The 23,302-nt window shown below is 40.6% G+C and carries 21 protein-coding genes and 1 pseudogene; 16 read left to right on the forward strand and 6 right to left on the reverse strand.

Features of this window, described 5'->3' with window-relative positions; translation table 11 throughout:
- Positions 1–130: 130 nt before the first annotated feature.
- From ACZ5B7_RS11345 to ACZ5B7_RS11355, 3 genes are read left to right on the forward strand one after another with little or no spacing between them, the layout of a single operon-like run.
- Complete coding sequence (locus ACZ5B7_RS11345; RefSeq protein WP_464493803.1) at positions 131–847, forward strand: (Fe-S)-binding protein; 717 nt, start codon at positions 131–133, stop codon at positions 845–847.
- 39 nt (positions 848–886) lie between these two features.
- Complete coding sequence (locus ACZ5B7_RS11350) at positions 887–2,311, forward strand: LutB/LldF family L-lactate oxidation iron-sulfur protein (protein ID WP_464493804.1); 1,425 nt, start codon at positions 887–889, stop codon at positions 2,309–2,311.
- Between the two features lie 4 nt (positions 2,312–2,315).
- Positions 2,316–3,035: a LutC/YkgG family protein gene (locus tag ACZ5B7_RS11355; protein ID WP_464493805.1), complete on the forward strand. Its 720-nt coding sequence runs from the start codon at positions 2,316–2,318 to the stop codon at positions 3,033–3,035.
- Between the two features lie 632 nt (positions 3,036–3,667).
- On the opposite strand, the gene ACZ5B7_RS11360 is transcribed toward ACZ5B7_RS11355, so the two are convergent.
- Genes ACZ5B7_RS11360 through ACZ5B7_RS11375 form a run of 4 tightly spaced genes read right to left on the reverse strand, consistent with a single transcriptional unit; the run spans position 3,668 to position 6,363 of the window.
- Positions 3,668–3,970, reverse strand: a complete 303-nt coding sequence (locus tag ACZ5B7_RS11360; RefSeq protein WP_464493806.1) for a hypothetical protein — start codon at positions 3,968–3,970, stop codon at positions 3,668–3,670.
- A 16-nt stretch (positions 3,971–3,986) separates the two neighbouring features.
- Entirely contained in the window at positions 3,987–5,243 is a 1,257-nt protein-coding gene (locus tag ACZ5B7_RS11365; protein ID WP_423801930.1) for a cation:proton antiporter, read from the reverse strand.
- A 6-nt stretch (positions 5,244–5,249) separates the two neighbouring features.
- Positions 5,250–5,750: a cation:proton antiporter regulatory subunit gene (locus ACZ5B7_RS11370; RefSeq protein ID WP_464493807.1), complete on the reverse strand. Its 501-nt coding sequence runs from the start codon at positions 5,748–5,750 to the stop codon at positions 5,250–5,252.
- A gap of 52 nt (positions 5,751–5,802) precedes the next feature.
- Positions 5,803–6,363, reverse strand: a complete 561-nt coding sequence (locus ACZ5B7_RS11375) for a tyrosine-type recombinase/integrase (RefSeq protein WP_464493809.1) — start codon at positions 6,361–6,363, stop codon at positions 5,803–5,805.
- A gap of 253 nt (positions 6,364–6,616) precedes the next feature.
- Here ACZ5B7_RS11375 and ACZ5B7_RS11380 point away from each other — a divergent pair, with 253 nt between their 5' ends.
- From ACZ5B7_RS11380 to ACZ5B7_RS11420, 9 genes and pseudogenes are all read left to right on the forward strand, one after another.
- Entirely contained in the window at positions 6,617–7,855 is a 1,239-nt protein-coding gene (locus ACZ5B7_RS11380) for an aminopeptidase (protein WP_464494471.1), read from the forward strand.
- 238 nt (positions 7,856–8,093) lie between these two features.
- Entirely contained in the window at positions 8,094–8,501 is a 408-nt protein-coding gene (locus ACZ5B7_RS11385) for a MerR family transcriptional regulator (RefSeq protein WP_464493810.1), read from the forward strand.
- A pseudogene (locus tag ACZ5B7_RS11390) lies at positions 8,498–9,385 on the forward strand (DMT family transporter); the annotation flags it as partial. The gene ACZ5B7_RS11385 and the pseudogene ACZ5B7_RS11390, both read left to right, overlap by 4 nt.
- A gap of 277 nt (positions 9,386–9,662) precedes the next feature.
- A complete protein-coding gene (locus ACZ5B7_RS11395) occupies positions 9,663–10,307 on the forward strand; it encodes a GntR family transcriptional regulator (protein WP_464493812.1) in 645 nt (214 codons plus the stop codon).
- Between the two features lie 232 nt (positions 10,308–10,539).
- A complete protein-coding gene (locus ACZ5B7_RS11400; RefSeq protein ID WP_464493813.1) occupies positions 10,540–11,229 on the forward strand; it encodes a CoA transferase subunit A in 690 nt (229 codons plus the stop codon).
- Positions 11,229–11,903, forward strand: a complete 675-nt coding sequence (locus tag ACZ5B7_RS11405; RefSeq protein WP_464493814.1) for a 3-oxoacid CoA-transferase subunit B — start codon at positions 11,229–11,231, stop codon at positions 11,901–11,903. Before ACZ5B7_RS11400 ends, ACZ5B7_RS11405 begins: the two co-directional genes overlap by 1 nt.
- A gap of 65 nt (positions 11,904–11,968) precedes the next feature.
- On the forward strand, positions 11,969–13,021 hold the full coding sequence (locus tag ACZ5B7_RS11410; RefSeq protein WP_464493815.1) for a ketopantoate reductase family protein: 1,053 nt from the start codon (positions 11,969–11,971) through the stop codon (positions 13,019–13,021).
- A 157-nt stretch (positions 13,022–13,178) separates the two neighbouring features.
- On the forward strand, positions 13,179–14,204 hold the full coding sequence (locus tag ACZ5B7_RS11415) for a patatin-like phospholipase family protein (RefSeq protein WP_464493816.1): 1,026 nt from the start codon (positions 13,179–13,181) through the stop codon (positions 14,202–14,204).
- Positions 14,205–14,308: 104 nt separating this feature from the next.
- On the forward strand, positions 14,309–14,632 hold the full coding sequence (locus ACZ5B7_RS11420) for a hypothetical protein (protein ID WP_464493818.1): 324 nt from the start codon (positions 14,309–14,311) through the stop codon (positions 14,630–14,632).
- A gap of 167 nt (positions 14,633–14,799) precedes the next feature.
- On the opposite strand, the gene ACZ5B7_RS11425 is transcribed toward ACZ5B7_RS11420, so the two are convergent.
- Positions 14,800–15,684, reverse strand: a complete 885-nt coding sequence (locus ACZ5B7_RS11425) for a LysR family transcriptional regulator (protein WP_464493819.1) — start codon at positions 15,682–15,684, stop codon at positions 14,800–14,802.
- A gap of 168 nt (positions 15,685–15,852) precedes the next feature.
- Here ACZ5B7_RS11425 and ACZ5B7_RS11430 point away from each other — a divergent pair, with 168 nt between their 5' ends.
- Positions 15,853–18,741 (forward strand): 2-oxoglutarate dehydrogenase E1 component, encoded by a 2,889-nt coding sequence (locus tag ACZ5B7_RS11430; protein WP_464493820.1) that lies wholly within the window; start codon positions 15,853–15,855, stop codon positions 18,739–18,741.
- A 50-nt stretch (positions 18,742–18,791) separates the two neighbouring features.
- Positions 18,792–20,036: a 2-oxoglutarate dehydrogenase complex dihydrolipoyllysine-residue succinyltransferase gene (gene odhB / locus ACZ5B7_RS11435; protein ID WP_464493821.1), complete on the forward strand. Its 1,245-nt coding sequence runs from the start codon at positions 18,792–18,794 to the stop codon at positions 20,034–20,036.
- 113 nt (positions 20,037–20,149) lie between these two features.
- Here the strand turns inward: odhB and ACZ5B7_RS11440 are convergent, their stop codons facing one another.
- Entirely contained in the window at positions 20,150–20,425 is a 276-nt protein-coding gene (locus tag ACZ5B7_RS11440; RefSeq protein ID WP_464493822.1) for a YqhV family protein, read from the reverse strand.
- Between the two features lie 164 nt (positions 20,426–20,589).
- Here ACZ5B7_RS11440 and ACZ5B7_RS11445 point away from each other — a divergent pair, with 164 nt between their 5' ends.
- Both ACZ5B7_RS11445 and ACZ5B7_RS11450 read left to right on the forward strand, forming a co-directional pair.
- On the forward strand, positions 20,590–22,149 hold the full coding sequence (locus tag ACZ5B7_RS11445) for a spore germination protein (protein WP_423801944.1): 1,560 nt from the start codon (positions 20,590–20,592) through the stop codon (positions 22,147–22,149).
- Positions 22,146–23,300, forward strand: a complete 1,155-nt coding sequence (locus ACZ5B7_RS11450) for a Ger(x)C family spore germination protein (RefSeq protein WP_423801945.1) — start codon at positions 22,146–22,148, stop codon at positions 23,298–23,300. The genes ACZ5B7_RS11445 and ACZ5B7_RS11450 overlap by 4 nt, the downstream gene beginning before the upstream one ends.
- Positions 23,301–23,302: the final 2 nt, after the last annotated feature.

A 23,302-nucleotide genomic window follows, 5' to 3' on the forward strand; every position in this document is an offset into this window, starting at 1 on the left:
GCAGCTTTTTCGACATTAGGTTAATAATTTCACATATAACAATTCAAAATAAACTGAAATATATTATAATAATACAATAACAGATCCGATTTTTAACAAATTTTTCGGACAAAGGGGATGGCATACAACAATGAGAGTAAGTCTATTTGCAACCTGCTTGGTTGATATGTTTCAGGGCAATGTAGGGAAATCTTCGGTTGAACTGCTCGAGCAGCTTGGCTGCGAGATAGATTTTCCAGAATCACAAGTCTGCTGCGGACAGCCGTCATATAATAGCGGGTATGTAAAAGAATCGAAGGAAGCTATGAAACGGATGATTGAAACGTTTGAAGATGCTGAATATGTCGTATCTCCCTCCGGTTCTTGCGCGTTTATGTTTAAGGAATATCCTCATATTTTTAAAGGCGACCCTGTTTGGGAACCGAAAGCTAGGAAATTGGCGGAGAAAACCTATGAACTTACTCAATTCATTGTAGATGTTTTAAAGGTTGAGGATGTCGGGGCCACATTTGAAGGGAATGCCACCTATCATACCTCCTGTCATATGATGAGATTGCTAGGAGTAAAGGAAGCCCCTATGACTCTATTAAAACATGTAAAAGGTTTAAACTTTACTGAGTTGCCTGGCAAGGAACAATGCTGTGGCTTTGGCGGGACCTTTTCTGTAAAAATGGCACAAATCTCTGAGCAAATGGTCGATGAAAAAGTGTGCCACGTCGAAGAAACGGGTGCGGATTATTTGATTGGCGCAGATGCCGGCTGCCTCATGAATATCGGCGGCCGTATTGATAGAAAAGGAAAACCAGTGAAGGTTTTGCATATTGCTGAGGTATTGAATAGCCGTTAATAGTTGTTGCAAGATTGATAGAAATGGGGGGGTTTTAGGATGGCTATGAAAATTGGCAATGAGCAATTTAAAGAACGTGTCGATAAGGGAATCCATAATGACTTTATGCGCGGTGCGGTTTCAAGTGCCCAGGACGGAATGGGCCTGAAGAGACGCCTGGCGGCCGAGGAGCTGGGGAATTGGGAAGAATGGCGCTCACATGGCGAAGAAATTCGCCAGCATGTTCTTGAGCGTTTGGATTATTATTTGGAGCAATTAAGTGAAAATGTGGCAAAGCGGGGCGGTCATGTCTTTTTTGCCCAATCGAAGGAAGAAGCCGTTGAATATATTCGTGGAGTGGCTCGCAAGAAAAATGCTAAAAAGATAGTGAAATCGAAATCGATGGTAACCGAAGAAATCAGCTTAAATCAGGCGCTGGAGGAAGAAGGCTGCGAGGTTATTGAAACAGACCTTGGGGAATACATCCTCCAAGTGGATGATCATGATCCCCCTTCCCATATCGTTGCTCCTGCTCTACATAAAAATAGAGAGGAAATCCGTGAAGTTTTTGAAAAAAAACTGGGTTATAATAAATCCTCTGAACCAGTGGAATTGGCTGGACACGCCCGGCAAATGCTGCGCCAGGAATACCTGTCTGCTGATATTGGTATCACCGGCTGTAATTTTGCGGTGGCAGAAACAGGCTCTATTACTCTAGTTACGAATGAAGGAAATGCGGATTTAGTTACGGCATTGCCAAAAACGCAAATAACCGTGATGGGAATGGAAAGGATTGTTCCTACCTTCGAGGAAATGGAAGTGCTCGTTTCTTTATTAACAAGGAGTGCAGTCGGGCAGAAACTAACTAGTTACATTACTGTGTTGACTGGACCTCGTGAGGAAATGGATGTGGATGGTCCTGAAGAGTTTCATTTGGTAATCGTGGACAACGGCCGCTCTAATATTTTAGGAGGGGAATTCCAATCCGTCCTGCAATGTATTCGCTGTGCGGCCTGTGTTAACGTATGTCCAGTTTATCGTCATGTCGGCGGACATTCATACGGTTCTATCTATTCCGGACCGATTGGGGCCGTGTTGTCTCCATTGCTTGGCGGTTATGACGAATACAAAGAACTGCCATATGCATCGACACTTTGCGGGGCCTGCACAGAGGTTTGTCCTGTAAAAATTCCTCTGCATAACCTGCTTCATAAGCATCGTGAAGTGATCGTGGAAAGGGAAGGCAAAGCACCTATTTCGGAAAAGCTGGCTATGAAGGCTTTCGGTTTAGGAGCAGCGTCACCGACTTTATATAAAATTGGCTCAAAAATTGCACCAACGGCGATGAATCCATTTACGGTCGGGGACAAAATATCGAAGGGACCCGGACCATTGAAGGCCTGGACAGAGATTCGTGAATTCCCAGCACCGAATAAAGAGAGATTCAGAGATTGGTTTAAAAATCGCGAGAAGGGGGGCAAATAGAACGATGACTGGTACAATCCAAAATCGCGATGCATTTTTAAATAAAATTGCCGGACAGCTTGGGCGTTCAAGAATCACCACACCAGTTGAGCGCCCTCAATGGAAATTCCGTCCGCAGGATGAGGTGTTAAAAGACGCTTCTCAGGATGAATTATTAGAAGTGTTAAAAGAGCAGTGTAAAAGGATTCATACAACGATTTATACCACTGATCTTATCAATTTGGGCTCCACCCTCAATGGAGTGGTAGCTGATTTTGGCGGAGGTCCAATTGTGACTTGGAAAGATGAGCGATTTGCGGAATGGGGCCTTAATTCCCTAATGAAGTCAGAATGGCCATCACAGAATATTGATGTCTTTGAATGGGATCCTGCAAAAGGAGCAGAGAACATTTCAAAAGCGGAAAACGCCAATATTGGCATCACAATCAGTGAGGTCACGCTTGCTGAATCTGGTACAGCTGTCTTATTTAGTGACGAGAATAAGGGGAGGACAGTAAGCTTTTTACCTGCTGCTTCGGTAGTCCTTATTCCAAAGAGCTCGTTAGTCCCAAGAATGACGCAGGCCGCTCAAAAAATGCGGGAAATCCACGATAAAACGGGCCGCGTCGCGTCATGCATCAATTTTATCACTGGACCAAGCAATTCTGCGGATATTGAGCTGAACCTCGTGGTTGGGGTGCATGGACCGGTGAAAGCATCTTATATTGTTATTAATGATCTTTAAGTTTAAAAAAATCTGCCTCGTAATTTGTTTGAGGCAGATTTTTTTTGTGGGGGAAAAAGGGGCGTGGTTATCCCCGAGGATGGTGGAAGAGGGTGCCAATGGTATACATAGAGTAGTTATATTGCCTGGTAAGGTGTTGAAGAGGGTGGCAGCGGTAAAAATAGAGCGGTTATATTGCCCGAGAAGGTGTTAAGAGAGGGTCAGTGGTAAAAATAGAGCGATTATATTGCCCGAGAAGGTGTTGAGAGAGGGTCAGTGGTAAAAATAGAGCGATTATATTGCCCGAGAAGGTGTTGAGAGAGGGTCAGCGGTAAAAAAAGAGCGGTTATATTGCCCGAGAAGGTGTTGAGAGAGGGTCAGCGGTAAAAAAAGAGCGGTTATATTGCCCGGCAAGGTGTTGGAGAGGATGCCAAAGGTAAAAATAGAATAGTTATATTGCCCAAAAGAGTTTAAAAAGTGAGTACTCGGTAAAAATAAAGGGTCAGCAACTCGGATCTACAGAGTAAATTCTTTCATTAGTGAGTCATGAAGACAAGTCCCGCAAAATCAAAGGCGAAACTGTCCTCATGAGCCAATAATATAAAAGTAGAAATCTCATCTTCACCAAAGATACCTATTTAAACTGGTAATCATCACCTTTTTTTGTATTGTTTATTCAGTATAAAAACACTCGCCCCAAGCGTAATTACCGAAATAAACTTACTAGCCAAAATTAAATAGTTGGTAGTCTGGTTAGCCAACGTGACATTTGGCAGTTTGACCAAGGCAATGACGACAAGAATGCCGAAGGAAAGTATGGCAAACGCGTAGTTATAGGCCTGGTTAATAATGAGAGAGCCGCGTTCCTCCTTCTCACTAGATAAGACAAAGACAAGATACGCCATGACAACCAATAAGACATATGTTAACAATGCAATTGCTAACTCGATGCCCACTTTTATGAGCCCTCCTTTAAAAGGTGTTGTTTTGATCCTCTACTGACTTTTGTGGGACAGGCGTGAGTCGTTTCTTTGCCTTGTTCTCCCATTTGAATATCTTGTTCAAAAATTTGTATATATTCTTAGATTCCTTCGCTAGCAACGGTCCGAGGATCGCCAAAATTAAAACGTATACTGCGGTAAAGGGTTTGAGAATAGGCATCAGCCCTCCGGCAAGTCCCAAATTAGCAACAATGATCGAAAATTCGCCTCTTGAAACGATTGTCAATCCGATATTGGAGGAAGCTTTGTGTGATAAACCTGCTTTTCTCCCGGAAATCATTCCAGCTACAAAGTTACTAATGATCGTGAGAATCACGGCACCTAGAGCAAGCCATATGGCCCCGCCTAAGCTAAATGGGTCAATGCTTAAACCGAAACTGAAGAAAAAGATGGCTCCAAAGAAGTCTCTAAAGGGAATAACCAATTGCTCAATTCGTTCCCGATGTTTTGTTTCCGAAAGGGCCAAACCTAATAATAAAGCACCGATCGCTTCAGCAACATGGAGTTTTTCAGAAAAGCCTGCTACAAAAAACAGCAAAGCAAAGATGACGAGGATAAAGATTTCATTCGATTTAATATCTAACAGTTTGTTTAGAACCGGGGTACCTTTACGGGCGATAACGAAAAATAGCAGCATGTAACCGAGAGAAATGAGAACCGATATGATGGTACCTAATATAGTAGTTGAGCCGCCTAACAAGAGGCCCGACATGACAGAGAGGAATAACGCTAGGAATATATCATCAAAAAGAATGATTCCTAGAATCAATTCTGTTTCGGAATTGGCGGTTCTTTTTAAATCAACAACCACTTTTGCCACAATGGCAGTTGAAGAAACACTTAGGAGTCCGGCAACGATTAACGTTTCCATTATCGGGAATCCTGTAGCAAACCCGTAAATCAGGCCAAGGAAAAAATTCATCGCTACATAAATGGTCCCGCCGACAACAATAGAACGCCCAGAGCGTATTAATTTTCCGACTGAGAACTCAATTCCTAAATAAAATAATAAAAACAAAACACCAATGCGCCCGAAGAACTCGATGATTTCTGCGCTCTCAATAAATGTGAAATCAAATATACCAATTTCAGGGGCGTGGGGGCCAAGTGCCATCCCTAAAAGGATGAGAAATGGGATGAAGGAGAATTTTAATTTGTTTGCCAGAAAGGCGGTAAATGCAACCAAGACCAGAGCTGTTCCTACTTCAAAAAGTAAAGTGTTAGTCATCTAGTATCACCCGTCCCTTCTTGTGAGAACTTCTTTTACGAACATTTTTACTTGCTTCCGCTGTCCAGATACGATCACGGTATCTCCTTCCTCTAAAAGTGTTTCAGGTCCAGGGGTATGAATTTCTTTGTGATTCTTTTGTTTAATGATAGCGACGATATTGACTTCATAGGATTGACGGATATTGAGCTGGCCGATCGTTTGGTCCGCTGCTTCCGACCCGTCTTGTACTTTAAACCATTCTATAACCAATTCATCAAAGGCCATTTCAATGGTTTCCAATGCCTTTGGCGCATACGTCATTCCGCCGATAATTGCAGCTATCTGTCGTGCTTCGGCATCATCAAATGTTGTGCTGGCGATTGCCTCCTCGTAATCATCTTGATCAAAATAATAAATATCCCTTCTGCCGTCATCGTGAATAATCACCACAATTTTATCCTTGCTTTTGGTGATGACTTCAAATTTTTTCCCAATTCCCGGGAGTTCGATTTCGCGAACGTTCATTTTTTGATTCCTCCTCTAAAAATTTGCTTCATGGATTAAGCGGGTTTTGACATTATAGATTTACATCAATTTCAGTTTTAATTTTCTCCTCTTTAGAGATGCCAAGATATTTTAGTGTTTCAGATGGGGTTGAATGATTGAAATGTTTTTGGAGAATAGAGATGGCCACCCCGCGTTTATACGCATGATATCCAAATGTTTTCCTCATTGAATTGGTCCCGATTTTCCCCTCAATACCAATGGCTTCAGCTGCCTGGTGAATGATTCGATAGGCTTGTTGGCGAGTGATAGGCTTTTCTGTTTTGTTGGATTTGAATAAATAGTCTTCCGTGTCCAGTTGGTTGGTTTGGACAAAATGGAGGAGGGCTTTTTTGACCTTTTGGTTAAGGTAAACCTCCTTCATAGTATCGAGGTGTGAATACTGATAAAAATTCTTCGCTGTGTGATCATTCTCTAAAACATCTGATGCCCTAATTTCAAGCATTTCGGTAATTTTTAACCCAGTATTAATGCCAAATACAAAGAGAAGATAATCACGCTCGGAATGCTTTTTCAAATATTTCTTAATTGCATTTATTTGCTTAACATCCCTTAATGCTTCAACATATTCCATGCTAAACGCTCCTTAATCCATGTTACATAATCCTATTGTAGCAAGATATTATGTAACGTTCAAAAAATCTGCTTAAAAATTCAACCTAGTTTTTTGTTAGTTTGCAGTTATTTTAAAAAAATAAGAACCTGATAGCAAAATCAATAAAAATGGCGGCGTGCCAACAGCTATAGAGTCCCACGTTGCATCTTTTTCTCCCAATTATGCTACTATAATATCGAGACAAAAAATTTCGGGAGGTAAATTTATAGTGCTGCCTAATTTTGAAGAGAACTTACATAAGTATGCAAAGCTTTTAGTGGCGAAGGGAATCAATGTTCAGCCTGGTGATTGGGTGAAAATGACCATTAACGTTGATCAGGCGCCTTTAGCCCGCCACATCACGAAAGAGGCTTATGCCCTGGGGGCTGAAAAAGTAATTATCAAATGGTCTGACGACGAAATTACAAAAGAAAATTACTTGCATCAACCGGTGGAAGTATTGACCAGCATTCCTGACTATGAAATTCAGGAATCTGAAGACCACGTATTAAACCACCGTGTCAGCCGTCTTTCCGTTCTTTCAAGCGATCCCGGCTTGTTGAATGAAGTCGACCCGGCTAAAGTTGCGGAGTATCAAAAGGTTGCTGGTAAGGCCTTCCATGCACAACGTAAGGCGACCCAGAACGACGATTTAAAATGGACAGTTGCTGCTGCTGCCGGAGCAGGATGGGCGGCCAAAGTATTCCCTGATCTCTCAACCCCTGAAGAACAGGTTGATGCCCTCTGGGATCAAATTTTTAAAACCTGCCGTGTATACGAAGAAGACCCGATAGCTGCATGGGACCAGCATAAAGACAAATTGAATGAAAAAGCTGATAAATTAAATGAAATCCAATTTGATGCACTTCACTATACGGCACCTGGCACCGATTTAACGCTCGGCCTGCCGAAAAACCATATTTGGGCATGTGCGGGAAGCCAAAACCCAAAAGGAGAAGAATTTATCGCCAACATGCCCACGGAGGAAGTGTTCACGGCTCCTGATACTCGCAGCATGGACGGGGTAGTTCGCAGTTCTAAACCGTTAAGCTATGCAGGGACGTTAATTGAAGGAATTGAAGTCCATTTTAAAGACGGGAAAATTGTCGATATCACTGCTGAAAAAGGTGGAGATGCCATCAAGAAGCTGGTATTCGACAACGAAGGCGGAACAGGCCTGGGTGAAGTTGCACTTGTGCCAGATCCATCACCGATTTCTCAATCTGGGATTATTTTCTTTAATACTCTATTTGATGAGAATGCTTCGAACCACTTGGCAATCGGCTCGGCCTACCCGACGACGATTGAAGGCGGAACAAAAATGAGCCAGGAAGAGCTGCAGCAAAACGGGATGAATACATCAACTGTTCATGTGGACTTCATGATAGGCTCTAACCAAATGAATATAGACGGCATCAAACAAGATGGCACCGTTGTTCCAATCTTCCGGAATGGTGATTGGGCAATCTAAAAAGGTAAGAGGGTCCATGAGGCATAGCTGTTTTCCGGCAGCTACTGTTTCTTGGACCCTTTTGTATACATCCATGACTCCTTGGCATTGTAAATGTCTGTTCTCTCCAAACAAGTTTGATTCCCCACTACAATTTTTATATTTCACTTTATAAAAAATTTTTCCTTAGATTTCCTTGACTTAGAGTTAGCTCTAAGTTATAAACTGTCTTTAAATTATATAGAAAGGGTTGATGTAATTGTTTTCCATTGGTGAAGTAGCTGATCAATCTGGAATTAGCGCCTACACATTAAGGTATTATGAAAAAATCGGGTTACTGCCACCGCCGAAACGAAAAAGTGGTGGAAGTCGTTGTTATACGTCATCAGATATTCAATTCATGATTTTCTTAAAAAGCCTAAAGGAAACTGGTATGTCTTTGGAGGATATGATTGAATTTGTGAAAGACGGCTGTGTTATGGAAAAAATTAATGCAGATATTAATCCGTTAGAACTCAACCCGTCATTAAATAACCGAATTGAGATTTTAACTAGGCATTTAATGAAAATGGAAATGAAAAAAAAGGAGCTGGATGAAGTAATTTCAGCGACAAAAGAAAAATTAGATATCTATTATTCTCTTTTGAAAGAGGATGATGCTAAATGAAAAATATGAGAATCTACCTGATGTTACTTGGCTTCTCAATTTTTACGGGGGTTACGTTTAATCTAGCAAAATATACTGTCAGCTATTTTTCACCAACATCCGCGGCAGCATGGCGATTTGGCTTGGCTGCCGCTGCGATGATCATGATATTAATTTTTACTGAAGGGATAAACATCAACCAATTAAGGAAAAATGCGCCTGTTTATATTGTTCTCGGGATAATTGGCATTTTTGGATTCAACGCTTTATTCTTTGTAGGCCTAAAATATACATCTCCCATTAATGGGGCATTAATAATGGGGTTAAATCCTTTATTAACAACAATTTTTGCTCGAATAATATTAAAGAATAAAATTACCAGGAAACAATTAATAAGTATATTTCTCGCATTTTTCGGTGTAATGTTAGTCATTACACAAGGTTCCTTTCATACCATTAGGACTCTAGCTATTTCAGGAGGAGATTTCATAATCTTAACTGGAAACGTGTGTTGGGCCCTTTATGGTGTACTAAGCCGTCGTTTTATTAAGGATGCCACTCCGCTATCTACAACCACCTATACAATGATAATTGGTGCTATAAGTTTAATCGCACTTTCCTTTTTCTCGCCTAACCCGGTTCCATTATCAAGGATTCCAATTGAAGCATGGGGCGCGATTGCCTTTATGGCTTTCTTTACAAGTGTGTTGGGTTATTTATGGTGGAATAAGGGGATGAAGGAGATTGGGGCTAGTAAAACCTCTGTATTTTTCAATCTTGTTCCTGTTGTAACAATGTTTATTGCATTTGCCACCGGAACACGAATAGAGTCATTTCAAATTGTTGGAGCTATTTTGGTTATATTAGGCGTGTTAACTGCTTCGGGAATAATAAGTATCCCTAGGGACATACAAACAAAACGCGCTTTGTCCAAAATTACCCCTGTGTCAAAGATCCACTATTTTATTGCTGATTCAAATATTGGTGATCGAACTAGAAAACAGTCGGAAGAAAAACGATAAAAGTTAAATAACAGTAATTAAGTCGTCTTTATTGGTCGATTAATCTTTGTTGATATCCGATTACATCTATATTACTTTTAAACAAATTTTTGTATAATGGTTGTGAAAACAGATATTTTTCTAATAATGAAAACGAGTAGAGAACGAGAGGGCAAAGACAATGTCTATGACAAAGACCGATAAAGTATATATACAATTACATGAGAAAATTGTTAAGGGAGTCTTTCGCCCTGGTTCAAGATTAGTCATTTCACAAATCGCTAAAGAATTTAATGTGAGTGAAATTCCAGTACGCGAGGTTATGCAGAGACTAGCCCAAAAAGGGTATGTTAAATTGCATCCCCATGCAGGGCCAACAGTGACCAGCTTAACGGAAGATGAAGTAAGGCAAATCTTTGAAATTCGTTCCAATCTTGAATCATTGGCGACAAGACTTGCTGTTGAACACATCTCAAATGCTCATCTAAAAGAACTGGAACTGATCATAGAAGAGTCAATCGGAATTTGTGAAGAGGAAAATTTTGAAGGGTATTTTCATATAAATGAAACCTTTCATAATTCCTTATATAGACATTGTAATAATCAAATGCTCATTAAAATGATTAAAGATATAACTAGTTTAGCGGCAAGGTATCCAATTTACTATCAGGATAAAGAGACAACGCAAAAGTCTCTTAATGAACATAAAGAAATTTTGAAGGCGGTTTCGGAACGAGATGGAGAATTAGCTGAACAACTGACTAAAAATCATTTACTCGAGGTTATTCCCAAAATAACCGAAATTGTAAGATCGATGGATATTTAGCAGGCTCTTAGATTGGAGTAAAAAGTAATTCAATTATCAGTGAAGCAGAAAAGTCCCCAACCGTGGGGACTTTTTTTCGTTACTTGAAGCTTCTCATAGCGTTTTAACGAGAAAATATACGATTGACTCAAATCATATATTATTTTAAAATTTAAATATCTAAAATTTTAAAATTATCAAACTTTTTCACTCTAGGTCAGAGTGGTCTTGTTAATGAAAAGGGGAATGAAATTTGCAATCTGAGTTGGAGAATCCGATTAAGACGAATGTCCAATTTCTTTCAGTCGATGAAGCGATAAAACAAATTCCTAAGAGTGCAACCATGTTAGTAGGGGGATTTGGTGCAACAGGGGTTCCGGAATATTTACTGCAAGGAGTAATCGATAGAACGGAACTTCAAGATCTGACCATCATTAGCAACAATATTACAAAAGAGACGAATTTGAATATTCTCTTTCAACAAAATCGGATTAAGAAAGCGATTGGGTCGTATTTTACTACCAATAAAGAGGTAGTTCAGGCTTATCGGGAAGGCCGAATAGAAATCGAATTATTACCACAAGGAACCTTTTCAGAAGCTATTCGTTTGGGCGGATCAGGAGTTCCTGCCTTTTACACTCCGACAGCAGCTGGGACAGAACTCGCAATGGGGAAAGAGACGCGGATCTTCAAGGGGCGGGAATATGTTCTTGAACAAACCATATTTGCCGATGTTGCCATCATAAAGGCATATAAAGCAGATAAAGCCGGTAATCTCATATATAGGAAGTCCGCTCGAAATTTCAATCCAATCATGGCAATGGCAGCTGATCTTACAATTGTTGAAGTAGGAGAAATCGTTGAAATAGGTGAGCTTGATCCAGAATCTATTGTCACTCCTTTTGCATTTGTAGATATTGTGGTTAAAAGGGAGGAGCTGTAATGGGAAAATCAATGAAAGACTATATTGCTTGGCGTTGTGCACAAGAATTAACCTCAGGCATCGTTAATCTTGGAATTGGTATTCCTACTCTAGTTGCTGATTATCTTCCACAAGGTCTGGTGACGCTCCACTCGGAGAATGGGATTCTTGGGGTGGGACCAGACCCTAGTCCGGATCAAATCGACATTGATTTAGTTAATGCCGGAAAAGCTCCGGTAACTGTTTTGCCGCATGTGTCCTATTTTGATAGTTCCATATCTTTTGGAATGATGCGGGGTGGTCATATCGATACAACCGTTATTGGAGCACTGCAAGTATCGGAACAAGGTGATATATCGAGTTGGGCAATACCAGGAAAAGATGTGCTTGGTGTTGGCGGCGCTATGGATTTAGTAGTCGGGGCCAAAAGGGTAATTGCAGCCATGACACATTTGAATCAAAAAGGTGAGCCAAAAATACTCCGTGAATGCACGTACCCACTTACTGCTAAAAAAAGAGTTGATACCATTATCACAGAATACGCCGTTTTTAAATTTCGAGATCATCAGCTTTGGTTAGTGGAAATGAGTGATGAAATCACAAAGGATCAACTAAAAAATATAACACCTGCCCACTATGAAATAGCAGATGATTTTAAAATTTTTAGTAGAAAAGAATTGATTAATCATCCCTAGATATTAAGATAGAAGAAAAAGATAAATAATATCATTTTTATCAGATTAATAGGGAGGTTTTTAATATGCGAATTGCAGTTCTAGGAGCAGGTTCTCTGGGAACAATTATCGGAGCTTTTATTTCTGCAGGTGGAAAAGACGTGGAATTGATTGATGTTAACCAAGCACATGTTGATGCCTTGAATCGTTCAGGTGCAAAAATTATTGGTGCAACAGAATTTCAAGCTAAAGTGAAAGCCCTTACTCCTGAAAAAATGTCAGGAACATACGATTTGGTCCTGCTATTAACAAAACAGTTATACAACGATTCAGTCCTTCATGAGTTGCTCCCATTTATTGGCGAGAATAGTGTAGTATGCTCATTACAAAACGGTATCCCTGAAGAGAAAGTTGCTACCATTGTCGGGCGGGAACGTGTTATTGCAGGGGCTGTTGAATTTGGTGCAACATATATGGAACCGGGTATATCCATGCTTACAACAGAATTTAGCAAATTTAAGAGTTTTGCTTTTCAGATTGGGGAATTTAACGGTGAATTAACAGAAAGAATTCAGCGTATCAAATCTATTTTAGACCTTGTTGGAGGGACACACATTTCCAATAACCTAATTGGAACGAAGTGGTCAAAGTTACTCATCAACAATGCGTTTAGTGGCTTATCGGCGGCATTAAATGCAACGTATGGGGAAATTTTAAATCATGAGATTGCAATTTTAAGTGCGGTACATATAGCGGATGAAACGATACGAGTGGGAAAAGCAAATGGTGTAAAATTCGACCGAAAGAGGAACTTTGATTACGAAACATTACGAATCCAAAGTGAAAAGGATATACCGGGACATGTCGAAACATTTCGCTTCATATTAAAGGCTTCTAGACTTTTAAAAGCAAGCATGCTACAAGATTTAGAAAAGAAACGCAAAACGGAAATCGATTTTATTAATGGAGTTATTCCAAGGCTTGCTGAAGGTACAGGAATTCCTACACCTTTTAATGATATGGTTGTAAAATTGGTCAAGGCAGCAGAAGAGTCCCAAACTGTACCAATTTTCGAAGCAAATATTAAATTTTTTGAAGAATTGATAGAGCAATCAACGTTAAGTGTATCTCCAGTTTAGGTGAGGCTATAGACCTCACCTATTTTTTTTGTAATAGATTTGGCTCCTGTTGATAATCTCACTTTTTATAAATATTGATATACATTTTTTTACAAAAAAATCAATTCCAACTAATTATAATTAAAAATATCATGACTTTGTAATGGGGGCGGGAATAATGGGGTATCATTTTAAAAATCTAGTATTTGAAGGTGGAGGGGTTAAGGGAATTGCATATGTCGGGGCTTTGGAGGTATTAAATGAAAAGGGGATCCTTAAGGATATTCAAAGGGTGGGAGGTACCTCAGCGGGTGCCATTATTGCCCTGCTTGTAGGGTTGAATTTTTCCACAGCGGAAATAAAAAAAATCTTGCTCGAGATGAATTTTCGAAATTTCATGGATGAGTCGTGGGGGCTTGTTTTAGATACTAATCGATTGATTCATGAATATGGCTGGTATAAGGGAGATTATTTTCGAAATTGGATTGCCAATCTTGTTAAAGAAAAAACCAATAATAGTGAAGCCACTTTTAAAGATGTTAATAACCTGAAGCAGAAAAACCAATTTCGTGACCTATATTTTGTAGGCACCAATTTATCCACCCATTTTGGAGAGGTATTTTCCTTTGAACACACGCCAAGGATGTGTATCGCAGATGCTGTCCGCATTTCGATGTCAATACCGCTGTTTTTCACAGCCAAAACAAATAGCCGCGGTGATGTTTATGTGGACGGCGGTGTTTTAGATAACTATCCGATTAAGCTCTTTGACCGTATGAAGTATGTTGAGCAATACTATAACGTCCCGGAATACTATGAGAAGCATAACAATTACTTGAACCAAATAGGGAAAAACGTAAATCCTTATGTTTTTAATAAGGAAACGCTTGGATTTCGTTTGGATTCAGCCGGAGAAATTGCTGCTTTCCGGGATCAATCCGAACCGCCGCGCCATGAAATTGAGAATTTATTTTCCTACATGTGGAATTTGGTTGAAACAATCCTCGAGGTCCAGGGAAATCAGCATCTGCATAGTGATGATTGGCAAAGAACTATATACATCGACACATTAGGGGTAAAGACAACTGATTTTGATCTTGATCGAACAATAAAAGAAGCACTTGTGAAATCGGGGAAGGAATTCTCCATTAAATATTTCGAATGGTATGATGGAGCGGATAAACCGCCGGCAAATCGGCCATAGGTATTTACTATTTTTCTAAATGATCATTTTTTGGGGTTAGGGGTTGGTTATGTGGTCTTGAATAATAAGGCATCTTCATAAAATTTCTATTGGAGGTGTTGATATTGAAAAATAAAACAAATGATCTTGAGTGCCTTGTTTGCAATGGTATCCACTTTCGAAAAGGATATATTGCGGTGAAATATGAAAGGTACCATGAGAATTATAAAATTAATGAGACTGCTGATGCTGATTTAAAGTTCTTACTGGAATCTGAAGAGGAACACCCATTAAAAAACATTCCTGAGCAATCAAATTTATTTACCTACATTTGTGAAGATTGTGGTTTCATCATGAATTTCATCCAAGAAAAACAAGTTGAAAGTAAAAAGAAAGAACGGCTTAGAAAACAAAGACAAAAAATGTATGATTGGACAAAATTTAAATAAGCAAGCACCATATAGGCACTCAAGCTGTTTGAGTGTTTTTTTATTTATAGGCATGGTACATGGCTACGGAGCTTACGGATATGCCACTGACAGTTTTAACAAACTCCATAAAATAAAAAGATTCAGACCAAATTAGTCTGAATCTTTTTATTTGGCACATCTAATCATCAATGATTTTTCCAATCTAAATTTTCGATGAAATGTACGAACGCTTTTACAACATTCCATTCCAGTGATTCCTTATGATAGTACATCCAAGTTCTTCGCAATAGAGGATTTCCTTCTTGATCTGTTAATGGGATTTTGTAAATGTCTTCTATTCCGTCAAGTACCCTGCTGGATAAAATACCATATCCTAACCCATTTATAACCATTTCTCTACACGTATCAACTTGGTCGACTTCAATACTAATAAAGGGTGCTTCCGCATAATTTTCGGCCCACCAATGATCAATTATTGATTTTAGGAGGTAATCCCCTCGATAATCGATTCTTGGAAGACGTGGAAGATCCGTTATATCAATCTTTTTCGTGGAAGCGATACAGATGGTTTCCTCAAATAATTGATGTATTGATAGCCCCCTCCAGCCATAGTCCCCTCGAACAAATCCGATATGAACATCCTTATTGTGTATGAGCTGAGTTACGTCTCTGCTCCATCCTGTGATCACTTTGAATTCCACATGGGGATATTGATTTTTGAATAATTTCAAAAGATATGGAAGTTCATTATTCGCGAAATAATTGGATACCCCCAATTTCAATGTACCTGCCACTTCATTCTTTTCGTTATTACTCATATTTTGGACATTTTCTTTTACTTTTTGAAAATGGGCTAGTGCCTCCTCAGCACAATGGACCAGATATTCTCCCTGCGGGGTAAAATGTACACCCCGGCTTTCACGAGTTACGATTTTAACACCCAGCTCTTCCTGCATATGTTTTAATCGGCTCGTTAATGCAGGTTGAGTCAGAAATAATAGACGAGCTGTTTTCGTTAAATTTTTTTGATTGTATAGCACCTTCAATATTTCCCAATCACGATAATCCATTGTTCCACCTATCTATCTGATATAAATAATTTTTATAATAAAATATAATTTTTTAGCATTTTATTTATTTCAATTATTACATTATCCTTATCCATAGGCAATTGATAATTATTACTATTTATCTATTTAAATATAAAACATCAGAACTGAATCATGGGGGTATTGTAAATGGGAGTAAAGGACAACCAACCAAATCCATGGAAAAAATTTATTGGTCCAAACCTTGGATACGTGATTGAACAATATGAACGGTTCACGAACGGAGAAGAATCCGTTGATCAAGAATTAAAAGAGCTTTTCATTAAATGGGGCTCACCATTGTCCTATGAAACAATTCAAATAAAAGAAACCGTTGAAAATGTACCTGCTCTTCCTTCAGAAAGTATAGAGAAAGTAATGAAAGCGGCTAAACTGCTTGAAAACATTCGTACAAATGGCCATTTGGCAGCAAACATAAATCCTTTGGAGGAGAATCGAAAGGGTCAAGAGTTGTTCAATCCTGTAAAACATGGAATAAGTGAACAGGATTTGAAAGCGATACCAGCTAAATTGGTTTGGGAAGAGGCACCGGAAGATGTAGAAACCGCATTTGATGCCATGAACCGTTTAATGGAACGCTATACATCATCCCTTGCATACGAGTTTACGCATGTTAGTGATTCGGAGGAACGAATTTGGCTGACTGAGATGGTGGAGACGGGTTCCTTACAACGCTCCTTATCTAAAGAAGAACGAACAAACCTGTTAAAGAGTTTGACAGAAGTTGAGGGATTTGAACAATTTTTACACAAAACCTTTGTTGGTCAAAAAAGATTTTCCATTGAAGGTGTAGACATGCTTGTCCCAATGCTTGATGAAGCAGTGCGTGAAGGTGTTGAAGAAGGAGTTCGCAACGTCGCAATTGGGATGGCGCATCGCGGACGTTTAAGTGTTCTCGCACATGTGTTAAAAAAACCATACAGCAAGATTTTCTCTGAATTTCAGCACTCCCACGCCAAACAACAAGGTCCGTCAGCAGATTTAGTCGACATTAGCGAGGGCTGGACAGGGGATGTGAAATACCATTTAGGACGCAATCGATTCGTTGAAGGCACTGGTACCGTTCGCACTCGTATTACCTTGGCGAATAATCCAAGCCATCTTGAATTTGTCAATCCGGTAGTCGAAGGTTTTGCCAGGGCTGCCCAAGAGGAACGAAAGAAACCGGGTTATCCGGAGCAGGATGTTAAAAGAGCGTTTGCGATTTTGGTCCATGGCGATGCAGCCTTTCCGGGCCAGGGAATTGTAGCCGAAACTTTGAATTTAGGTGGATTAAAAGGATACCGAACAGGAGGAACCATCCATATTATTGCGAATAACATGGTCGGTTTTACGACAGATAGCCACGACTCTCGTTCAACTCGATATTCCAGTGACTTAGCAAAAGGATTTGAGATTCCGATTGTCCATGTGAATGCAGATGATCCTGAAGCATGTCTGGCAGCTGTTCGCCTTGCTTATCAATACCGTGTTCGTTTCCAAAAGGATTTTGTGATTGATTTAGTCGGTTACCGCCGATTTGGCCACAATGAAATGGACGATCCTGCGGTTACCCAGCCACAGGTGTACAAAGAAATCGCCAAGCATTCAACTGTAAGAGCATTGTATTCTACTCAACTGTTAAATAACGGAACTCTAAATCAACAGGAAGTTGAACAAATCGATCTTAGCGTGCAGGAACTATTGCAGACTGAGTATGACAAAGCGTCAGAGAATAAGCAGGGTGAACCACCTGCGGAAGCAGCGGTTCCGGGTGTTATAGCGAAAGGAATTCCACCGCTGGAAACAAAAGTACCGCTTGGCACTCTTCAAGAAATAAACCGTGAATTGCTAAAATGGCCGGAAGGTTTCCATGTTTATCCAAAATTAAAACGGATTCTTGAGCGCCGAGAAACAGCATTGGAAGAGAACGGAAAAGTGGAATGGGCAGTAGCAGAGGTACTGGCATTCGCGACGATGTTACAAGAAGGCACACCAATCCGTCTAACGGGTCAAGACTCTGAGCGCGGAACGTTTGCGCAGCGGCACATTGTTCTTCATGATGCAGAAACAAACCAAACGTATTCACCTCTGCATCATCTTCCGCAGGCAGGCGCTTCGTTTGCGGTTCATAATAGCCCGCTATCGGAAGCGGCAGTAGTAGGTTATGAATATGGCTATAACGTATTTGCACCTGAGACGCTTGTCATGTGGGAAGCGCAGTATGGCGACTTTGCCAACACGGCACAACCCCTATTTGATCAATTTGTTTCATCAGCAAGAGCAAAATGGGGGCAAAAATCAGGGCTTACTCTGCTTCTGCCGCACGGTTATGAAGGTCAAGGCCCTGAACATTCCAGCGCTCGTTTGGAACGCTTCTTACAATTGGCAGCGGAAAACAACTGGACTGTTGCCAACCTGACAAGTGCGGCCCAATATTTTCATATTTTACGCCGTCAGGCAGCCACTTTAGGAACAGAATTTGTTCGGCCATTAGTGATAATGACACCAAAGAGTCTGCTTCGTCACCCGCAGGTCGCTTCTCAAGCTTCCGCTCTTAGCGAAGGCAGTTTCCAAACGGTGATTGAACAGCCGCAGCTCGGAAAAGCGACAGATAAAGTAAAACGATTAGTATTAACAACGGGTAAGATGGCCATCGATTTGGCAGTTGAAATCGACTCAAGTAAAGAAAATCGCAACTTGGATGAGATACACATCGTACGTATTGAGCAGTTGTATCCATTCCCACACGAAAAAATAGAAGCCATCATCAAGCGTTATCCAAACTTGAATGAAATTGTTTGGGTACAGGAAGAACCGAAGAATATGGGAGCGTGGCATTATATTGCCCCAACCCTTTTTGAACTTGCATCTGGCAGACTGTCAGTCGGCTACATTGGACGTCAGTACCGTTCAAGCACGGCTGGTGGAGATCCACTCGTTCATAAAATGGAACAAGAACGCATTGTCCAACAGGCATTAAATTCTGAGAGTCTAGTAGATACACAGAAACAAGAGGAAAAGTTCGTCACACGCTAAATTTGAAATGTGATAAGAGACTTAACAAAATACTCAGGAGGATTTGACACATGATTGAAATCAAAGTACCAGAGCTCGCGGAATCCATTTCAGAAGGAACCATTTCACAATGGCTCATTAATATTGGAGACAAAGTCACCAAGGGGAATAGTATCGTAGAGTTAGAAACGGACAAAGTGAATATTGAATTAAATGCCGAAGACTCAGGGGTTATCACTAAGCTATTAAAAGAGCCTGGCGATACAGTAGAAGTAGGCGATGTAATTGCCATTATCGAAGAGAATGCAGCTGAGGGAGCTGCTCCGACAGCAGCACCGGAAAAGCCGGCACAAGAAACAAACAATCAACCAATCAGCCAGCCTGAGCCGGAACTATCTATAGCTGCCCGTCCGATTGCTTCACCAGCGGCAAGAAAATTGGCAAGAGAGTTGGGAATCGATTTACACCAAGTAAACAGCAGTGACCCGCTTGGCAGAATTCGTCCGGATGATGTAAAAGCACATACGCAAGCACCGGCAGTACCGGAAACACCAAAAGTGGAAAAGGTAAGCCCAAAACCGGCACCAGCACAACAAATAGATGTTGAGTTTGATAAACCAGTAGAACGTGTAAAAATGTCTCGCCGCCGTCAAACAATCGCTAAGCGCTTAGTGGAAGTCCAGCATACAGCAGCGATGTTAACTACTTTTAATGAAGTGGATATGTCCGCAATTATGGATTTACGCAATAAGCGGAAGGATGCATTCCTTGCAAAACATGGTGTTCGACTAGGGTTTATGTCGTTCTTTACAAAAGCCGTGGTTTCAGCCTTAAAGCAATTCCCACTGTTAAATGCTGAAATTCAAGGCGATGAATTGATTCTTAAAAAGTTTTATGATATTGGAATTGCCGTAGCCGCCCCAGAGGGTTTGGTTGTACCTGTTGTCCGTAATGCCAACCAGAAAAACTTTGCCGAAATCGAGCAAGAAATCAGCACTCTTGGTAAAAAAGCTCGTGATAACGCCCTTACTTTAAATGATTTGCAAGGCGGAACATTTACGATTACAAACGGTGGAGTTTTCGGTTCATTAATGTCCACACCGATTTTGAATAGCCCGCAAGTGGGTATTCTCGGCATGCATAAAATCCAAACAAGGCCAGTAGCGATCGATGAAGAAAGAATGGAAAACCGACCAATGATGTATATTGCTCTTTCATACGATCATCGAATTGTCGACGGTAAAGAAGCTGTCAGCTTCCTGGCAGCCGTAAAAGTATTATTGGAAGATCCTCACTCTCTTTTATTAGAAGGATAAAAGTTACTGAGAAATCTGATGGAATATTAGCAGGATAACCTACTCTTAAACGTGAGTAGGTTATTTTTTACTCATCAAGGAGCGGCAGAGCAGCCAGTAATCTCCCTTTTTAGTCACCATTTCACCCCAATTAAAATACAGCTTACCCCAAGAAAGATCCACAATATTTTTACAATCGATAATCCTCCACCTGCCATTCCAAGAACGCCAATGGTGGTTGTCAATATGAGGATCACTGGCCCGACCAGTGCAAGTGAACTATTTACGATAAGTGCTTTTTCAATTGAATTAAATTTTATCATCAGCACAGCAGCAAATATTTCGATACTGCCAGACAAGACCCTCAGCATCGCCATGGCCAAAACTGCTTTTTCAATAAAAATAAACATATGTAACCCCCTGAAAACAGTTAGTCATTCTCATTATATGAAGGCAATCCGTATACAAGGACAAGTTTTTAAAAATACCAAAAGGGATAATTTACAACTACTGGGTAATATTAAAAATGGTTTTGAAATATCCACGGCCAAAATTCTCGACACGGAGGACTCCAATGAAGAAATTAAAAAAATTGAAATCCTCTAAAGAAAAATCACTATCAAGTGATGAGACTCATAAGGAAATTCAGGCTGACTTACAGGTCAACATTGAGATCTTAAAAGAACTGTTTCAGGATTGTACTGATGTTGTCTTCCGTCCGTTGATTGCTGGCAACGTCCATGCCTGTTTGCTGTTTGTAGATGGCTTTGTAGATACGAAATCCATTGAACTTCATGGGTTAAAACAACTAATCGAAGAAAATGAAGTAAACCGGATTACAGCAGAGTTTTTGACAGAAAGAGTTATTTCGATCAGTTCTGTATCAGAAACAATCAAATTGGATGAAGTGGTTAGCAACGTATTGAAAGCCAATACCGTACTATTGGTTGATGGGCTGACGAAGGCGATTATTTTCGATGCTAAAGGGGGAGTACGAAGAGGGGTTTCAGAGCCCACTACCGAATCCGCCGTCCGTGGACCGCGTGAAGGGTTTACCGAAATATTAAGGGTAAACACGGCTCTGGTCCGCCATAAGATCCGCTCCAATCGATTAAAAATTCTTTCAAAAGACGTCGGAGAAGAAACCCAAACGAACTTAGCCATTTTGTATGTGGAAGGTTTGGCGCCCCCGGAATTGGTGGAAGAAGTCCTCTCAAGGGTTGAGCGAATAAAAATTGATGGGATATTAGAAAGCGGCTATATTGAAGAGTTCATTGAGGACAGCGCCTGGAGCATGTTTCCCCAAATCCAAAACACCGAGAGACCTGATACAGTGGCTGCTAACCTCCTCGAGGGCAGAATTGCCATCATCGTTGACGGGACACCTTTTGTATTAATTTTGCCGGCAACCTTTTGGCAGTTTTTTCAGTCAAGTGAAGATTATTACGATCGGTTTCATATTTTTATTTTTTTAAGGTTGCTTAGAATTTCCTTCGTGTTTATTGCCATCACACTACCGGGTATATATGTCGCTGTAACCACCTTTCATCAGGAGATGATTCCCACTTCGCTTCTTTTATCGATTGCCGCAAGCAGGGAAGCTATACCGTTTCCCATGTTTGTAGAAGCACTGATTATGGAATTGGCGTTTGAAGCATTGCGGGAAGCGGGAATACGACTTCCGCAAATTGTCGGACAGGCAGTAGGGATTCTTGGTGCTCTGGTTATTGGACAGGCGGCCGTAGAAGCCGGTATAGTTTCCGCACCAACGGTTATTATGATTGCGCTTACCGGCATCGCATCATTCACAATTCCAAGGTACAATATGTCCATTTCCGTACGGATGCTCCGCTTTCCACTGATGATTCTAGGCGGTATGTTTGGACTGTTTGGTGTAGTATTGGGATTCCTGATTATTTTGACACATTTATGCAAATTACGATCGTTTGGGATTCCATATTTTTGGCCTATCGCCCCAATGTCATTTAAAGCTCTAAAGGATACCTTAATCAGGGTCCCATGGTGGGCAATGAACGAGAGACCAAATCAGTTAGTAAAAGAGGATAATATCAGACAAGCTGATCATTTAATGCCTAGCCCTCCAAAGGCTGGCGAAGAAGGGAGTCCCTCATGAAGAAGGCCCGGATTTTATTATTGATCCTGTTCCTTCTCATACCATTAACGGGCTGTTGGGATCGAACGGAAATAAACGATTTGGCATTTGTTGTGGCAACAGGAGTTGATAAGGGTCCGAAGCAGCAATACCGTTTTACTGTGCAGGTACCTTTGCCAAGCTCTTTAGGCGGAACAGGTTCGAGCGGGGGAGGAGGCGGGACTAGCGGTGAAGGGCCTTTTCTTATCGCAACCGGGACTGGTCGAAACATCAGGGAAGGTGTTGAGGACATCCAGGCAAGATTATCAAGAGAGCTTTATTTTGCTCACCGCAGGGTCTTGGTAATTGGTGAGGATCAGGCAAAAGAAGGAATAAGGGAAATTCTTAATGCTGTTTTTACCCAGCCTCAGTCAAGATTATCAACTTTTTTAATTGTTTCAAAAGGAGAGGCTGTTAAAATGTTAAAAGCCCAGCCGCGAATGGAACTATCGTCCGCTGAAGCGATGCGGGAAATGGCCAAAGCAGGTGCGAACTTGACCGTGATGGATGTCCTGCAAAATTTAGACCGGCAAGGAAAGTCGCTGATCATTCCGATGGTTGAACCAACTGGGACATTAAAAAAGGAAAGCGATGGAAAAGAGGTACTAATGGACAGCTTTGCTGTGTTTAAGGCTGACAAGCTTTCCTTCTTTACAAGTAAAAGGGAATCCCACGGCATCTTATGGCTGCTCGAACGGATGAAAAAGAAAAGTTATTCTTTTTCCGTTTCGAAAAATAAGGAAATGACAGTTCATATTAACGAAAATAGTGTCCGACCAAACTTAAAAATAGTGAATGGGAAGCCTGAATTTACCGTTTCCGTCAGGATAACAGGGCATCTGGTGGAAAATGAAGCAAATTTACGTATCGAAGACCCAGCAACCTATAACAAAATTATTGATAATATGGAAGAGAAAATAAAGAATGATATCCATTCAATATTGAAACGTGCTCATACACAAGGTATAGATATTTATGGATTCGGATGGTTTTTATTTAAACGTCATCATCAAAAATGGGAGCATGAGTGGAAGCAGAATTGGAAATCGATGCTTCCCTCTTTAAAGGTAACGGTTAAGGTGGACGCCGATATTCAAAGAACGACGAATACCGGGAATGTGGAAAGGAACTAACA

The sequence above is a fragment of the Neobacillus sp. S1115 genome (assembly GCF_055385565.1).

Coding starts and splice junctions, on each gene's coding strand:
- ACZ5B7_RS11345 (WP_464493803.1), top strand. CDS start 131: ATGAGAGTAAGTCTATTTGCAACCTGCTTGGTTGATATGTTTCAGGGC.
- ACZ5B7_RS11350 (WP_464493804.1), top strand. CDS start 887: ATGGCTATGAAAATTGGCAATGAGCAATTTAAAGAACGTGTCGATAAG.
- ACZ5B7_RS11355 (WP_464493805.1), top strand. CDS start 2,316: ATGACTGGTACAATCCAAAATCGCGATGCATTTTTAAATAAAATTGCC.
- ACZ5B7_RS11365 (WP_423801930.1), bottom strand. CDS start 5,243: ATGACTAACACTTTACTTTTTGAAGTAGGAACAGCTCTGGTCTTGGTT.
- ACZ5B7_RS11370 (WP_464493807.1), bottom strand. CDS start 5,750: ATGAACGTTCGCGAAATCGAACTCCCGGGAATTGGGAAAAAATTTGAA.
- ACZ5B7_RS11375 (WP_464493809.1), bottom strand. CDS start 6,363: ATGGAATATGTTGAAGCATTAAGGGATGTTAAGCAAATAAATGCAATT.
- ACZ5B7_RS11395 (WP_464493812.1), top strand. CDS start 9,663: ATGTCTATGACAAAGACCGATAAAGTATATATACAATTACATGAGAAA.
- ACZ5B7_RS11405 (WP_464493814.1), top strand. CDS start 11,229: ATGGGAAAATCAATGAAAGACTATATTGCTTGGCGTTGTGCACAAGAA.
- ACZ5B7_RS11410 (WP_464493815.1), top strand. CDS start 11,969: ATGCGAATTGCAGTTCTAGGAGCAGGTTCTCTGGGAACAATTATCGGA.
- ACZ5B7_RS11415 (WP_464493816.1), top strand. CDS start 13,179: ATGGGGTATCATTTTAAAAATCTAGTATTTGAAGGTGGAGGGGTTAAG.
- ACZ5B7_RS11425 (WP_464493819.1), bottom strand. CDS start 15,684: ATGGATTATCGTGATTGGGAAATATTGAAGGTGCTATACAATCAAAAA.
- ACZ5B7_RS11430 (WP_464493820.1), top strand. CDS start 15,853: ATGGGAGTAAAGGACAACCAACCAAATCCATGGAAAAAATTTATTGGT.
- odhB (WP_464493821.1), top strand. CDS start 18,792: ATGATTGAAATCAAAGTACCAGAGCTCGCGGAATCCATTTCAGAAGGA.
- ACZ5B7_RS11440 (WP_464493822.1), bottom strand. CDS start 20,425: ATGTTTATTTTTATTGAAAAAGCAGTTTTGGCCATGGCGATGCTGAGG.
- ACZ5B7_RS11445 (WP_423801944.1), top strand. CDS start 20,590: ATGAAGAAATTAAAAAAATTGAAATCCTCTAAAGAAAAATCACTATCA.
- ACZ5B7_RS11450 (WP_423801945.1), top strand. CDS start 22,146: ATGAAGAAGGCCCGGATTTTATTATTGATCCTGTTCCTTCTCATACCA.